Annotated in this window: 13 protein-coding genes and 1 pseudogene; 12 read left to right on the forward strand and 2 right to left on the reverse strand. The window is 70.9% G+C overall.

What is annotated here, in order from left to right:
- From sucC to VF542_RS15460, 11 genes are all read left to right on the forward strand, one after another.
- Window positions 1-983: ADP-forming succinate--CoA ligase subunit beta (sucC, locus tag VF542_RS15410; RefSeq protein WP_408652582.1), on the forward strand; the 983-nt coding region annotated here is incomplete at its 5' end.
- 12 nt (window positions 984-995) lie between these two features.
- Complete coding sequence (gene sucD / locus VF542_RS15415) at window positions 996-1,880, forward strand: succinate--CoA ligase subunit alpha (protein ID WP_408652583.1); 885 nt, start codon at window positions 996-998, stop codon at window positions 1,878-1,880.
- A gap of 213 nt (window positions 1,881-2,093) precedes the next feature.
- On the forward strand, window positions 2,094-2,948 hold the full coding sequence (locus VF542_RS15420; RefSeq protein WP_408652584.1) for a hypothetical protein: 855 nt from the start codon (window positions 2,094-2,096) through the stop codon (window positions 2,946-2,948).
- A 99-nt stretch (window positions 2,949-3,047) separates the two neighbouring features.
- A complete protein-coding gene (locus VF542_RS15425) occupies window positions 3,048-4,103 on the forward strand; it encodes a hypothetical protein (RefSeq protein ID WP_408652585.1) in 1,056 nt (351 codons plus the stop codon).
- 130 nt (window positions 4,104-4,233) lie between these two features.
- Complete coding sequence (locus tag VF542_RS15430) at window positions 4,234-5,529, forward strand: DUF6350 family protein (RefSeq protein ID WP_408652586.1); 1,296 nt, start codon at window positions 4,234-4,236, stop codon at window positions 5,527-5,529.
- A gap of 104 nt (window positions 5,530-5,633) precedes the next feature.
- Entirely contained in the window at window positions 5,634-6,224 is a 591-nt protein-coding gene (purN, locus tag VF542_RS15435; protein WP_408652587.1) for a phosphoribosylglycinamide formyltransferase, read from the forward strand.
- Window positions 6,225-6,244: 20 nt separating this feature from the next.
- Complete coding sequence (gene purH, locus VF542_RS15440; RefSeq protein ID WP_408652588.1) at window positions 6,245-7,837, forward strand: bifunctional phosphoribosylaminoimidazolecarboxamide formyltransferase/IMP cyclohydrolase; 1,593 nt, start codon at window positions 6,245-6,247, stop codon at window positions 7,835-7,837.
- Window positions 7,837-8,514 carry a pentapeptide repeat-containing protein gene (locus tag VF542_RS15445; RefSeq protein WP_408652589.1) on the forward strand — a complete coding sequence of 226 codons (678 nt, stop codon included), beginning with the start codon at window positions 7,837-7,839 and terminating at the stop codon, window positions 8,512-8,514. Before purH ends, VF542_RS15445 begins: the two co-directional genes overlap by 1 nt.
- Before the next feature lie 81 nt (window positions 8,515-8,595).
- Window positions 8,596-9,444: a bifunctional methylenetetrahydrofolate dehydrogenase/methenyltetrahydrofolate cyclohydrolase gene (locus tag VF542_RS15450; protein ID WP_408652590.1), complete on the forward strand. Its 849-nt coding sequence runs from the start codon at window positions 8,596-8,598 to the stop codon at window positions 9,442-9,444.
- Window positions 9,445-9,457: 13 nt separating this feature from the next.
- Window positions 9,458-9,739: a DUF3017 domain-containing protein gene (locus VF542_RS15455; RefSeq protein ID WP_408652591.1), complete on the forward strand. Its 282-nt coding sequence runs from the start codon at window positions 9,458-9,460 to the stop codon at window positions 9,737-9,739.
- Window positions 9,740-9,806: 67 nt separating this feature from the next.
- The gene (locus tag VF542_RS15460; RefSeq protein WP_408652592.1) at window positions 9,807-10,796 is read left to right on the forward strand and encodes a malate dehydrogenase; all 990 of its coding nucleotides are present in this window, start codon (window positions 9,807-9,809) and stop codon (window positions 10,794-10,796) included.
- Between the two features lie 137 nt (window positions 10,797-10,933).
- On the opposite strand, the gene VF542_RS15465 is transcribed toward VF542_RS15460, so the two are convergent.
- Window positions 10,934-12,658 (reverse strand): DUF885 domain-containing protein, encoded by a 1,725-nt coding sequence (locus VF542_RS15465; protein ID WP_408652593.1) that lies wholly within the window; start codon window positions 12,656-12,658, stop codon window positions 10,934-10,936.
- Between the two features lie 163 nt (window positions 12,659-12,821).
- Between VF542_RS15465 and VF542_RS15470 the strand changes: the two genes are divergently transcribed.
- The gene (locus tag VF542_RS15470) at window positions 12,822-14,036 is read left to right on the forward strand and encodes an NADP-dependent isocitrate dehydrogenase (RefSeq protein ID WP_408652594.1); all 1,215 of its coding nucleotides are present in this window, start codon (window positions 12,822-12,824) and stop codon (window positions 14,034-14,036) included.
- Here the strand turns inward: VF542_RS15470 and VF542_RS15475 are convergent.
- Window positions 14,033-14,171: pseudogene (locus tag VF542_RS15475) on the reverse strand (IS481 family transposase); the annotation flags it as partial. The gene VF542_RS15470 and the pseudogene VF542_RS15475 overlap by 4 nt on opposite strands.

Below are 14,171 nucleotides of genomic sequence, written 5' to 3' on the forward strand. Positions count from 1 at the left end.
AGACCCCTGCCGAAGCCGAGTCAGCGGCTGAGGCCATCCTGGGAATGGACATCAAGGGCCACACCGTGCACCGGGTGCTGGTCGACCCCGGCGCTCAGATCGAGGCCGAGTACTACTTCTCCTTCCTGCTCGACCGATCCAACCGCACCTTCCTGGCGATGGCCTCGGCCGAGGGCGGCATGGAGATCGAGGAGCTGGCCGTCGAGCGCCCCGAGGCACTGGCCCGGGTGCCGATCGACGCCATCACCGGGGTGGATCTCGCCAAGGCCACCGAGATCCTGACCGAGGCGAACTTCCCGGCCGAGGTGATCGACAGCACCGCCGAGACCGTGGTGAAGCTCTGGGAGACCTTCGTCAGCCAGGACGCCACCCTGGTCGAGATCAACCCGCTGGCCCGGGTGGCAACTGGCGAGGTCCTGGCGCTGGACGGCAAGGTCACCCTGGACGACAACGCCGACTTCCGGCAGGCCGGAAATGCCGACCTCGAGGACGTCGCCGCCGCCGACCCGCTGGAGGCCAAGGCCAAGGAGAAGGGCCTCAACTACGTCAAGCTCGACGGTGAGGTGGGCATCATCGGCAACGGCGCCGGCCTGGTCATGTCGACCCTGGACGTCGTCGCCTACGCCGGTGAGCACTTCGGGGGCGTCAAGCCCGCGAACTTCCTGGACATCGGTGGCGGGGCGTCGGCCGAGGTGATGGCCAACGGCCTGGAGATCATCCTCGGCGACCAGGCGGTCCGGTCGGTGTTCGTCAACGTCTTCGGCGGCATCACCTCCTGCGACGCGGTCGCCAACGGCATCGTGACCGCGCTGGGCATGCTGGGCGGTTCCGCGAGCAAGCCACTGGTGGTCCGGCTGGACGGCAACAACGTCGAGGAGGGCCGCCGGATCCTGACCGAGGCCGCGCACCCGCTGGTCACGCTGGCCGACACCATGGACGACGGCGCCGAGAAGGCCGCCGAACTCGCGAACAGCGCGAAGTAGGGACTGGCAGCTATGGCGATCTTTCTGAACGAGAACTCCAAGGTCATCGTCCAGGGCATGACCGGCTCCGAGGGCATGAAGCACACCCGCCGGATGCTGGCCTCGGGCACCGACATCGTCGGCGGGGTGAACCCGCGCAAGGCCGGTTCGACCGTGGACGTCGACGGCACCGACGTGCCGGTGTTCGGCTCGGTCGCCGACGCCATGGCCAAGACCGGCGCCGACGTCTCGGTGCTGTTCGTGCCGCCGGCCTTCACCAAGGGCGCCATCGTCGAGGCCATCGACGCGGGCATCGGGCTGTGCGTGGTGATCACCGAGGGCGTGCCCGTGCACGACTCCACCGCGGCGTGGGCCCACAACCTCAGCAAGGGCTCCCAGACCCGGATCATCGGGCCGAACTGCCCGGGCTTGATCAGCCCCGGCAAGTCCAACGCCGGCATCATCCCGGCCAACATCACCGGTCCGGGCAGGATCGGGCTGGTGTCCAAGTCCGGCACCCTGACCTATCAGATGATGTTCGAGCTGCGCGACATCGGCTTCTCCTCGGCGGTCGGCATCGGCGGTGACCCGGTGATCGGCACCACCCACATCGACTGCCTGCAGGCCTTCCAGGACGATCCCGACACCGAGGCCATCGTGATGATCGGCGAGATCGGCGGCGACGCCGAGGAGCGGGCCGCCGCCTACATCTCCGAGCACATCACCAAGCCGGTGGTGGGCTATGTCGCCGGCTTCACCGCGCCCGAGGGCAAGACCATGGGGCACGCCGGTGCGATCGTGTCGGGTTCCTCGGGCACCGCGCAGGCCAAGAAGGAAGCCCTGGAGGCGGCCGGCGTCCGGGTCGGCAGGACCCCCAGCGAGGCCGCCCGGCTGATGCGGGAGCTGCTCAGCTCCTAGTCCTGCCGCGCTGCGCTTCCTCGGCTGACCCGGACCTTTCGTCCGGGTCAGCTGCTCTCGCTGGCAGGGCTGCCCGCGGGCGGTCGAGCGCTGTCTCGGCTTGGGGTCGGTCCGGTTGCGGCTCGGCGTTTTGCCGGGGCGCCGATGGTGCTGGGTATAGCTTGAGGCCGGTTGTGAACCAGCTATGAGCCCTCATAGATCGGGAGAGCCACGATGACAGAAGAGCCTCGGCAACCTGGCGCCGGTAACGTGCCGCCGGAAGCCACCTCGCAACCTCCCGGCTACGGGGAGCCGGCCACGCAGCCGGGTTATGCGCAACCGGGGTACGCGCAACCGGGTTATGACCAGCCGGGCTATCCGCAACCGGGCTATCCGCAACCGGGTTTCGGCCAGCAGCCGCCGGTGAACGACCCTGGCTACGGGCCGCCGGGTTACGGCCAGCCCCTCCCCGGCGAATCCGGTGTCGGCCTGTCAGGCCTCGGCGAGCCCGGCATCGGCCAGCCCGGCATGGGCCAGCCGGCGCTCGGCCAGCCCGGCTTCGGCCAGCCGGTGGGCGGCCAGCCGGTGGGCGGCAGGTCCGGCCCCGGCCCTGCGGGGTTGCAGGACTTCGATCCCAAGAGCGTCGACCCGCTCGACTGGGGGATCATCGCCGCCGGCGTGGTGGCCTTCATCTTCTCGACGTTCAACTACTTCACCTACAAGGTCGAAATTCCGCCCTTCTCCCGGACGGTCTCGGTCAGCGCCTGGCACGGCGTGCTGGCACCGATCGCCACCCTGCTGGCGATCTTCGCCGCGGTGCTGCTGGCAGCGGAGCTGATTGCGAAGATGCGGCTGGCGTTCCCGGTCCGGCTGGTGGTGCTGGGTGCCTTCGCCCTCGCCTCGCTGCTGTTGCTGCTCGCGCTGTTCGTGATACCCGGGAACACCGGCGGATTCGATGTGCTGGGAGTCAAGATCGACAAGGGCCACGGCATCGGGTACTGGATCAGCCTGCTCGCCGTGCTGGCCGGAACAGGCCTTGCCTTCAAGCGGTTCACCGACACCGGCGGCACGCTGCCCACCCGGGGTTAGGACGTTTCTCGGACGTCTAGACCGGTCCTCACACCCCGGCGGCCCGTGGCGATGACGCGCCACGGGCCGCGGTGCTGTGTCATCGCCTAGATTCAGGCCATGAACTCCCTCGATCAACTCGCCGCCGGAGCCCTGGTCCGGGCCCGGCCGTGGGACGTGGTGGGTGCCGCGTTGGGCGCTCCGATGCTGCTCTGGGGATTTCTGGGGTGGTTCGGCACTGTCGGCGATTCCGCCGGCGGGACGCCCGGTTTCTATTCCGGCACCGGAGCGGCGGGCATCGCCCTGGTGCTGGCAGCCAGCGCGCTGACCGTGAACCAGATACTGGCCGGGCGGGCGCACCAGGCCGAGAGCCCACCGGTGGCCGCGCTGCTGGCCGCTGCCGCCGCGGTGATCGTGCTGGGCGGGATGATCGCCAAACCCGACAGCGCGACCGTCCAGGCAGGCTCGGTGGCCGGCCTGCTCACCGCGACGGGCCAGGCGGTTGCCCTGATGTTCGGCTGGCTGCGCGGCAGCAACAAGTCGGTGCGGGCCGATCGGGTGCGGGCATTGCAGGCCCGGCAGGCGGCCGCCGACCAGGCAGCCGCGCAGGCGCCGGGTTATGGCCAACCCGGCTTCGGCCAACCCAGCTATGGCTATGCCCAACCCGGCTATGCCCAACCCGGCTATGGCCAGCAGCCGTACGGGCAGCAGCCGTACGGGCAGCAGCCGTACGGGCAGCCCGGATATGGCCAACCGCCCTACGGCCAACCCGGATATGGCCAGCCCGGATATGGCCAGCCGAGCTACGGCCCGGCCGGATATGGCCAGCGGTCCTATCCGCAACCCGGCTACGTCCAGCCGCCGCAGCCCGGTCAGCCCGGGTACGGCCAGCCCGGCCAGGCCGGGTACGGGCAGCCGGCGCAGCCTGGCTATGGCCAGCCGGCGCAGCCCGGTCAACCCGGCTACGTGCAGTCCGGATGGCAACCAGCCGGCCGATCCGAGTGGGGACAGCCGCGCCAGCCCGGCCAGCCCAGCCAGTCAGGCCAGCCCAGCCAGTCAGGCCAGCCGGGCCAGTCAGGTCAGCCCGGCCAGCCAGGTCAGTCGGGCCAGCCGGGTCAGTCGGGCCAGCCGGGTCAGCCCGACCAGCCCCCGCAATGGCCGCAGTCACCGCGCTGACCCACTGACGCAGACACGACGCTGGCTCACCGATCAGAGCACGCAGTCACCGCGGTGGCAGCTGCTGCGATAGGCGCCACATCCGGCGCGCCTGGTCAGACATCCGGGCCCGCTTTGCGAGCCTGGGAGCGTGAGTTCCGCCGATCAGCAGTACCCACCCGGCTGGCTGACCCGATTTCGCCATGGGGTCGTCTCCGGGATCGGGCTGCTGCTGATCGCCCTGGGCTGCTGCGCCGTCCCGACCTTCGTGGCCTGGCTCATGCCCGGCGCCGACACCACCCCGGCTCTCTCGGCGTTGAAGGCGGCGGCGCTGGTGGTGCTTACCGGCGCCCACGGCGGGGTGGTGCTGGCCGGCACCCAGGTCACGCTGGCGCCGCTGCTGGTGACCGGCCTGCTCGGCTGGCTGGTGGCCAGCCATGCCCGGCGGCAGGATTCCTGGTCGGGTTTCACCGGCCTGGTGCTCGGTTATGCAGCGGCCTCGGCGGTGCTAGCCGGATGGTCGCGGCTGGGCAGCACCCATGCGCCGGTGCTGCGCAGCACCGTGGCGGCACTGCTGTTCGTGCTGGCCGTCGGTGGTGCTGCCCGATCGGCCGAGTACCTCTGGTCCAGGGTCGCGCAACGGTGGCAGCACGTGTGCCGGGCAGCCGGCCTGGTCACCGCCGGTTACCTGGCGGCAGGCTCCCTGCTGTCGGCCGGCATGCTGCTCGCGCACTTCTCCGACGCGATGGCCCTGCAGCGCCAGCTCGCGCCGGGTGCGGCCGGCCTGCCGGTCGCGCTGCTGGGCATCGCGGCAGCGCCGAACGCGGTGCTGGCCGGCGTCAGCTACCTCACCGGTCCGGGCTTCGATGTCGGCACCCACACTTCGGTGTCGGCTTTCTCGGTCAGCTCCGGCCGGCTGCCGGTGTTCCCGCTGCTGGCCGGGCTGCCGCACCACCAGCCGGCGGCCTGGGCCGGTTCCCTGGTGATCGTCGGCGTGGCCCTGCTGGCCGGCTGGGCAGTACTGCGCACACTGCCGGCGACGCAGTCCTGGCCGCACCGGCTGGCCGACTGCGCCGCCGCGGCGGGGATCGCCGGCGTCCTGCTGGCGGTGCTCACCGGGCTGGCTGCCGGTGACCTGGGATCGGGGGCGTTGCGGGGCATCGGAGCGGCGTGGTGGGCGGTCGGTGTTGCCACCACGCTGCTGGTGCTGCCGGCAGCCGGGCTGTGGCTGGGTGTCCAGCTGCTGCGCGCCAGGTTCGCCGAGCAGGTCGTCACCGGCCTGTACGCGCTGGCCTCGGAGTTCTCCGCGGACGAGTCTTCCGGGGACGGCGAGCCCTCCGAGCTCTCCGGGGACGGCGAGCCCTCCGAGCTCTCTGGGGACGGCGAGGAGCCCGACTCCGACGAGCCGGGTGTCAAGGTCGCGGCCCGCGCGCGCAACGCCAGCTAGCAACGTCGGCCCGCAGGGCCAGCCAGCAGGGCCGGCCTGCAACGCCAGCCGGCAGGGGCGCCACCCCACCGGGGCCGGCTGCCGGTCCCAGTAGGGTAGGCGCCGTGACCGCCCGGCTCGTCGTTCTCGCGTCCGGCTCGGGAACCACCCTGCAGGCGGTCCTGGACGCCGCTGCCGATCCGGATTTCGGGGCCCGGGTGGTGGCCGCGGGCACCGACCGGCCCGGGTGTCCCGCGATGGCGCGCGCGGCCGCGGCGGGCGTGCCGACCTTCGCGGTGCCGCTGGCCGGCTACGCCGACCGCGCGGACTGGAACGTCGCGCTCGCCGAGGCCATCGCCGGGCACCGCCCCGACCTGGTGCTGCTGGCCGGGTTCATGAGAGTGCTGGACGCGGCCACGGTGAGCCGGTTCGAGATGGTCAACACCCATCCGTCGCTGCTGCCGTCCTTCCCGGGCGGGCACGCGGTCAACGACGCGCTGGCGCACGGGGTCAAGATCACCGGCGTCACCGTGCACCGGGTCGACGCGGGGGTCGACTCCGGGCCGATCCTGGCCCAGGCGGCCGTACCGGTGCTCGACGGCGACACTGCCGACACCTTGCGCCAACGCATCCAGGCCGCGGAGAAGCCTTTGTTCCTCGACACGATCCGCCGGCTGTGCCTTCGCTCCGGGCCTGCGTCAGCAGTGCGTCCCTGACCTTACGAGGAGAGCTGTCCATGACCCGAATTCCCGTCCGCCGCGCGCTGGTGAGCGTCTATGACAAGAGCGGGCTGGCAGAGCTGGCGCGGGGGCTGCACGAGTCCGGTGTCGAGATCGTCTCGACCGGCTCGACCGCTGCCACCATCGCCGAGCTGGGGGTGCCGGTGACGCCGGTCGATTCGGTGACCGGCTTTCCCGAGATCCTCGGTGGCCGGGTGAAGACCCTGCACCCGCACGTGCACGCCGGCCTGCTGGCCGACCAGGGCAATGCCGAGCACCTGTCGACCGTCCGGGAGCTGGGCATCGACACGTTCCAGCTGGTGGTGGTCAACCTGTATCCGTTCCGCGAGACGGTGCGGTCGGGCGCCGGCCCCGACGAGGTGGTCGAGCAGATCGACATCGGCGGGCCGGCGATGGTTCGGGCCGCGGCGAAGAACCACGGCTCGGTGGCCGTGGTCGTCGACCCGGTCGGCTACCCGGACGTGCTGACGGCCGTCGCCGCCGGTGGCTTCGACCTGGCGACCAGGCAGCGGCTGGCCGGCCGCGCCTATGCCCACACCGCCGCCTACGACGCCGCGGTCGCCAACTGGTTCGGCGAGCGGAGCGTCGCCGCGGACGCCGCCGATGCCGCGGTCGCCGGTGCCGAGCCGGCCACCTCGTCCTGCTGGTCGCCCTACGTCGGGGTGGCCCTGGAACGCGCCGAGGTGCTGCGCTACGGCGAGAACCCGCACCAGCGGGCCGCCCTCTACATCCAGCAGGGCGCCGAGCCGGGCATCGCGCAGGCCGAGCAACTGCACGGCAAGGCAATGAGCTTCAACAACTACGTCGACGGCGACGCCGCCTACCGGGCCGCCTTCGACTTCGCCGAGCCCTGCGTGGCAATCATCAAGCACGCCAACCCGTGCGGCATCGCGCTCGGCTCCGACATCGCCGAGGCGCACGCGCGGGCGCATGCCTGTGACCCGGTGTCGGCCTATGGAGGCGTGATCGCCAGCAACCGACCGGTCACCGCGGCCCTGGCCGAGCAGGTCGCCGACATCTTCACCGAGGTGATCCTGGCGCCGGCCTTCGAGCCGGCCGCGCTGGAGGTCCTGACGGGAAAGAAGAACCTGCGGGTGCTGGTGATTCCGGGCCCACGGCCACGCGCCGCCGAGCCCCGGCCCATCTCGGGCGGGGTGCTGATGCAGGATGCCGACGCCCTGGACGCCCCTGGTGACGAGCCGGCCAACTGGACGCTGGCATGCGGGCCGGCGCTGGCACAGGCCGAGCTGGCGGAGCTGGAGTTCGCCTGGCGGGCGGTGCGCACCGTGAAGTCCAACGCCATCCTGCTCGCCAAGGACCGGGCCACGGTCGGGGTCGGCATGGGCCAGGTCAACCGGGTGGACTCGGCGAGGCTGGCGGTGGCCCGGGCGGCGGAGCGGGCCGCGGGCAGCTATGCCGCCTCGGACGCCTTCTTCCCGTTCCCGGACGGCTTGCAGGTCCTGATCGACGCCGGGATCCGGGCGGTGGTGCAGCCCGGCGGTTCGATCCGGGACGCCGAGGTGACCGCCGCGGCCGAGGCCGCCGGGCTGACGATGTACTTCACCGGCACCAGGCACTTCGCGCACTGATGGCCACCCCCGAGGACGGCGGGCCGTCGGCGACCGGCACGTCCGCGCCGCTGCCGGGCTGGTTCGCCGAGCTGGTGGCGGGCGGGCCGGAGATCGCCGACGAGGACTTCGTCGGTACCGATCTGCGGGGGCTCTCGTTACGGCGGTTGCACTTCAGCCGGTGCCGGTTCGACGAGGCGTCCCTGGACGAGCTGAGCACCGAGGCGTGCAGCTTCACCGACTGCGGCTTCGACCGGGCCGAGCTCAACGCTTCGGCGCACCTGCGTACCGCGTTCGTGGCGTGCTCGTTCGACCGGACCCGGTTCACCGGCGCCAGCCTGACCGAGTGCAAGCTGGCCGGCTCCGTCTTCACCAACACGACGCTGCGCTCGGTCACCATCGCCGGCGGCGGCGACTGGAGCGCGGTGTCACTGGGCGGCGCCGACCTGCGCGAGCTGAACTTCGCCGACGTCAAGCTGGTGGACGCCAACGTCACCGGCGCCAGGCTGGACCGGTGCGTGTTCTCCGGGGCGAACCTGCGCGGGCTGCGCTGGGGGCAGGCATCCCTGCGCGACGCCGATCTGCGCGGAGCGGTGATCGACGGCCTGGACCCCAGGGTGGTCGATCTCACCGGCACCCGGGTGGAGGTCGAGCAGGCGCTGGCCTTCGCGCAGTACCTGGGCCTGCGGATCGGCTGAGCGCCTCGACTCCCCGAGCCGCCGAGCCGCCGACTCCCCGAGCCGCCGAGCCGCTCAGCGGTGGGTGGCAAGATGTGCCCAGTGACGGCAACGATTCTGGACGGCAAGGCCACCCTGGCCCTGATCAAGGCCGAACTGGCCCAGCGGGTCGCGGCGCTCGCCGCCCGTGGCGTGGTGCCGGGGCTTGGCACCGTGCTGGTGGGCGATGATCCGGGCAGCAGGTGGTACGTCTCGGCCAAGCACCGTGACTGTGCCGAGATCGGGATCGCCAGCATCCAGTGCGAACTGCCCGCCACCGCCACCCTGGCCGAGGTACTGGCCGTGGTGGACGGGCTCAACGCCGATCCGTCCTGCACCGCCTTCCTGGTCCAGCAGCCCACCGGCCTGGACGAGTTCGCGATCCTGAGCCGGGTCGATCCGGGCAAGGACGTCGACGGCCTGCACCCGTACAACCTCGGCTCGCTGGTGCTCGGGCAGCCCGGCCCGTTGCCGTGCACCCCGATGGGCGTCATCGAGTTGCTGCGCCGCTATGACGTCCCGATCGCGGGGGCGCACGCGGTGGTGATCGGCCGTGGCCTGACCGTCGGCCGGCCGCTCGGACTGTTGCTGACCAGGCGCTCGGAGAACGCCACGGTGACCCTGTGCCACACCGGCACCCGGGACCTGGCCGAGCAGGTGCGCCGGGCCGACATCGTGGTCGCCGCCGCCGGGGTGCCGGGCCTCATCACCGCGGAGATGGTCAAACCCGGAGCTGCCGTCCTCGACGTCGGGGTGAGCCGGGTCGAGGGCAAGATCGCCGGCGACGTGGCACCCGGCGTGGCTGAGGTGGCCGGATTCCTGGCTCCCAATCCCGGAGGCGTCGGCCCGATGACCCGGGCGATGCTGCTGGGCAACGTGGTTGCCGCCGCCGAGCGCCTGGCCCCGAGCTAGGCAGCGCCGGGCCATGGCGAGTTCGTCGTCCAGCCGCGATCTGAAGGAGATCCCGTTCGGCGTGGTGCTGCTCATCGAGCTGATCGCGGTGCTGTCGATATCGGTGTTTCCGCAGCACTGGCTGCGGGCGGTCGGCGGGATGGCGCTGGGAATGCTGGTCGCCGGGTTCTTCCGGCTGACCCTGACCGACCAGCAGGCCGGCCTGCTGCGAGTACGCCGGCGGACCTTCGATGTCGCCTGTTACTGGGGCCTGGGGGTGCTGACCTTCGTCGTCGCGGTGGCCCTGCCCCGCTAGGCAGCGCACCCCGCCCTTCCAAAGGTGGCCCGCAGCCGCCGTCGGGGTGCGCGGTAGGGTCGCCGACATGACGAAAACTCCCGTGAATGTGACCGTCACCGGCGCCGCCGGCCAGATCGGCTACAGCCTGCTGTTCCGGATCGCGGCCGGGCAGTTGCTCGGCCCGGACGTGCCGGTCCGGCTTCGGCTGCTCGAGATCGCCCCGGCGCTCAAGGCTGCCGAGGGCACCGCGATGGAGCTGGACGACTGTGCCTTTCCGCTGCTGGCCGGCATCGACATCACCGACGACGCCCGGGCCGCTTTCGACGGCGTGAACGTGGCGCTGCTGGTCGGTGCCCGGCCACGCACCGCCGGCATGGAACGCGGCGACCTGCTCTCGGCCAACGGCGGCATCTTCAAGCCCCAGGGCGAGGCCATCAACGCCGGCGCCGCCTCCGACGTCCGGGTGCTGGTGGTGGGAAACCCCGCCAACACCAACGCCCTGATCGCGGCCGCGCACGCCCCGGACATCGGCAAGGATCGCTTCACCGCGATGATGCGGCTGGACCACAACCGGGCGTTGAGCCAGCTGGCGAAGAAGACCGGCAGCTCGGTGGACCAGATCCGCAAGCTGACCGTCTGGGGCAACCACTCGGCCACCCAGTATCCCGACATCCGGCAGGCCGAGGTGGCCGGCAAGAACGCCGCCGAGCTGGTCGCCGACCAGGGCTGGATCGAGAACGACTTCATCCCGACGGTCGCCAAGCGCGGCGCCGCGATCATCGAAGCCCGCGGTGCGAGCTCGGCCGCCTCGGCTGCCAACGCCGCGATCGACCACATGTCTGACTGGGTCAACGGCACCGCCGAGGGGGACTGGACGTCGGTCGGCATGGTGTCCGACGGCTCGTACGGCATCCCGGAGGGCCTGATCGCCGGCTTCCCGGCGGTCTCGGTGAACGGCAGCTGGCAGATCGTCCAGGGGATCGAGATCGACGAGTTCTCCCGCTCGCGGATCGACGCCTCGGTCGCCGAGCTGGTCGGCGAGCGGGACGCCGTCACGGAGCTGGGCCTGATCTGATCGGTGCACTCCGCCGGCGATCGGAGCTGATCCGATCGCCGGCGGATGTCACCGGGAACCCGTCACCGCGAACCCGTCACCGCGAACCCGTCACCGCGAACCTGTCACCGCGAACCCGTCACCGCGAACCTGTTGAGTCAGAGTTCGCCGAGCGCTGCCTGCCGCAGGATGTCCAGGCCCAGGCTGCCCAGCTCCAGGGTCCGGCGGTGGAAGGCCTTGAGGTTGAAGTCCGCACCCTCGCGGGCCTTGCTCTCCTCGCGTAGCCCCAGCCAGAGCCGCTCGCCGATCTTGTACGACGGTGCCTGGCCCGGCCAGCCGAGATAGCGATCCAGCTCGTAGCGCAGCACCTCGGTGCCCATGTTCGAGTGACGTGACAGGAACTGCCACGCCTTGTCATAGGTCCAGGCCCCGCCACCGACCTCGGCGGGTGCCGGCAGCTCGCAGTGCACCCCGATGTCGATCACCACCCGGGCCGCTCGCAGCGACTGGGCGTCCAGCAGCCCCATCCGGTTGCCCGGGTCGTCCATGTACCCGAGGTCGGCCATCAGCCACTCCGCGTACAGCGCCCACCCCTCGCCGTGCCCCGACACCCAGGCCGCCAGCCGCCGCCAGCGATTGAGCAGGTGCTTGCACTCCACGGCCTGCGCCACCTGCAGGTGATGCCCCGGGACGCCCTCGTGGTAGACCGTGGTCAGCTCCCGCCAGGTGGAGAACTCGGTCACGCCGGCCGGCACCGACCACCACATCCGGCCCGGACGGGAGAAGTCGTCTGACGGGCCGGTGTAGTAGATGACGCCGGTGTGGGTGGGGGCTATCCGGCACTCCAGCCGGCGGACCTGCTCCGACATCTGGAAGTGGCTCTCGCCCAGCGCCTCGATCGCGGCGTCGGATCGTTCCTGCATCCAGGCCTGCAGCTGGTCGGTGCCGTGCAGCAAGCGGGCCGGGTCGGCGTCCAGGATGTTGATCGCCTCGGCCACCGTGGCGCCGCCCTCGATCTCATCGGCGGTCTCGGCCATCAGCCGGTCGATCCGGGCGACCTCGTTCAGGCCCCAGGCATAGGTCTCCTCCAGATCCACCGCCGCGCCGAGGAACCGGCGCGAGAGCACCGGGTACCGCTCCGCTCCGACGGCATCGGCGGCCGGTGCCTGGCTGAGCAGCTCCTCGGCGAGGAAGTCGCGCAACCGCCGGTAACCGGCCTCGGCGGCCCGCGCGCCGTGGTCCAGGTCCGCCCGCAACCCGTCCGGGACCGCTGCCGAGCCGTCGGCGCCGGCGACGAAGCCGGCGAAGAACCCGTCGGCACCGAGGTTGTCCTCGCATTGGGTGATGCAGGCCTCGACCTGCCTGCGTGGCGAGACGTCGCCACGGCTGGCGGCCAACCGGAGCGACTCCAGGTAGCCCTCGATCGCCGCGGGCATGGCATCGAGCCGGCTGGCGATCCGCGACCATTCCTCCGCCGTGCCGGTCGGCATCAGGTCGAAGGTGTCGCGCAGGTTCTGTACCGGGCTGGCGATGTTGTTCAGCTCCGACAGGGACATGCCGAGCTCGTGCAACTCGAGCTCGACCGTCAGCCGTTCGGTCATGGCCGCGATGGTGACCTTGTCGGTGTCGTCCACCGGACTCGCCTGGCCGAGCTCCCGCAGGGTCTGCCGGTGCAGGTCGGCGAGGGCCTGCAGGCCGGCCGGGGACAGGTCCGGCATCCGGTCGTCGTAACCCGGGACACCGATGAAGGTGGCTGCCAGCGGGTCGAGTTCGAGGTGGGCATCCAGGTGGCGTTCAGCGAGGGCGTCCACGGCGGTGCGGTCACGAGCCGTAGCGACGGCGGGCCTGGCGTCGGCGGCGTCGGCGGCGGAGGGGGAGGTCATGCTTGTGAAACCTAGTACCCGTGGCGTGGGGCAGCCAGGCGGCAGTGACCCGCAGGCGGGGGAGCCAGGCCGGATCGGCGGCAGGTCGATCACCTAAACTCGCCAGGAAGAAGCGCCACACGGTTTCCCGGTGCGGCGCCCGAGCACCGGCGAGAGGCGATCGATGTCGAAGATCAAGGTGGAAGGTACCGTCGTCGAGCTGGACGGCGACGAGATGACCAGGATCATCTGGCAGTTCATCAAGGACCGGCTGATCCATCCGTACCTGGACGTGAACCTCGACTACTACGACCTCGGCATCGAGCACCGCGACGCCACCGACGACCAGGTCACCATCGACGCCGCCGAGGCCATCAAGCGGCACGGGGTGGGCGTCAAGTGCGCCACCATCACCCCGGACGAGGCCCGGGTGGAGGAGTTCGGCCTCAAGCAGATGTGGCGCTCGCCGAACGGGACCATCCGCAACATCCTCGGCGGCGTGATCTTCCGCGAGCCGATCATCATGGCCAACGTCCCCCGGCTGGTGCCGGGCTGGACCAAGCCGATCGTGGTCGGCAGGCACGCCTTCGGTGACCAGTACCGGGCCACCGACCTGGTGGTGCCCGGTGAGGGCACCCTGACCCTCACCTTCACCCCGAAGGACGGCGGCCAGCCCACCGAGCTCAACGTCTTCGAGTTCCCCGGTGCCGGGGTGGCACTGGCGATGTACAACCTGGACGACTCGATCCGGGACTTCGCGCGGGCGTCGATGAACTACGGCCTGCAGCGCAACTACCCGGTGTACCTGTCGACCAAGAACACCATCCTCAAGCGCTATGACGGCCGGTTCAAGGACATCTTCGCCGAGGTCTTCGAGTCGGAGTTCAAGGCCGACTTCGAGGCGGCGGGGCTGACCTACGAGCACCGGCTGATCGATGACATGGTGGCCGCCGCGCTGAAGTGGGAGGGCGGCTACGTCTGGGCCTGCAAGAACTACGACGGCGACGTGCAGTCCGACATCGTGGCGCAGGGCTTCGGCTCGCTGGGCCTGATGACCTCGGTGCTGGCCACCCCGGACGGCAGGACGGTCGAGGCCGAGGCCGCGCACGGCACGGTGACCCGGCACTTCCGGCAGCACCAGAAGGGCCAGCCGACCTCCACCAACCCGATCGCCTCGATCTTCGCCTGGACCCGGGGCCTGGCGCACCGCGGCAAGCTGGACAACACCCCTGAGGTGACCGCGTTCGCCGAGACCCTGGAACGGGTGTGCGTCGAGACCGTCGAGTCCGGCCAGATGACCAAGGACCTCGCGCTGCTGATCTCGAAGGACACTCCGTGGCTGACCACCGAGGACTTCCTGGCCGCGATCGACGAGAACCTCAAGAAGGCGATGGCCTAGCTGTACTGCTCGGAGACGTTGGTGCAGCGGCTGATGGGTGGGCCGCCGATTGCGGTGTGTCGGCGGTGATGGTTGTAGTGGTGGAGCCAGGGTGTCAAGGCTGTTCGGCGGGTTCGTTCTGAGGTGTAGAGGCGC

The organism is Jatrophihabitans sp. (assembly GCF_036389215.1).
Classification (GTDB): domain Bacteria; phylum Actinomycetota; class Actinomycetes; order Mycobacteriales; family Jatrophihabitantaceae; genus Jatrophihabitans_A.

What these genes read in the sequence shown, in the direction of transcription:
- VF542_RS15470 (WP_408652594.1), top strand. Translation starts at nt 12,822, where the DNA reads ATGTCGAAGATCAAGGTGGAAGGTACCGTCGTCGAGCTGGACGGCGAC.
- purH (WP_408652588.1), top strand. Translation starts at nt 6,245, where the DNA reads ATGACCCGAATTCCCGTCCGCCGCGCGCTGGTGAGCGTCTATGACAAG.
- VF542_RS15425 (WP_408652585.1), top strand. Translation starts at nt 3,048, where the DNA reads ATGAACTCCCTCGATCAACTCGCCGCCGGAGCCCTGGTCCGGGCCCGG.
- VF542_RS15420 (WP_408652584.1), top strand. Translation starts at nt 2,094, where the DNA reads ATGACAGAAGAGCCTCGGCAACCTGGCGCCGGTAACGTGCCGCCGGAA.
- VF542_RS15455 (WP_408652591.1), top strand. Translation starts at nt 9,458, where the DNA reads ATGGCGAGTTCGTCGTCCAGCCGCGATCTGAAGGAGATCCCGTTCGGC.
- sucD (WP_408652583.1), top strand. Translation starts at nt 996, where the DNA reads ATGGCGATCTTTCTGAACGAGAACTCCAAGGTCATCGTCCAGGGCATG.
- VF542_RS15465 (WP_408652593.1), bottom strand. Translation starts at nt 12,658, where the DNA reads ATGACCTCCCCCTCCGCCGCCGACGCCGCCGACGCCAGGCCCGCCGTC.
- VF542_RS15445 (WP_408652589.1), top strand. Translation starts at nt 7,837, where the DNA reads ATGGCCACCCCCGAGGACGGCGGGCCGTCGGCGACCGGCACGTCCGCG.
- VF542_RS15460 (WP_408652592.1), top strand. Translation starts at nt 9,807, where the DNA reads ATGACGAAAACTCCCGTGAATGTGACCGTCACCGGCGCCGCCGGCCAG.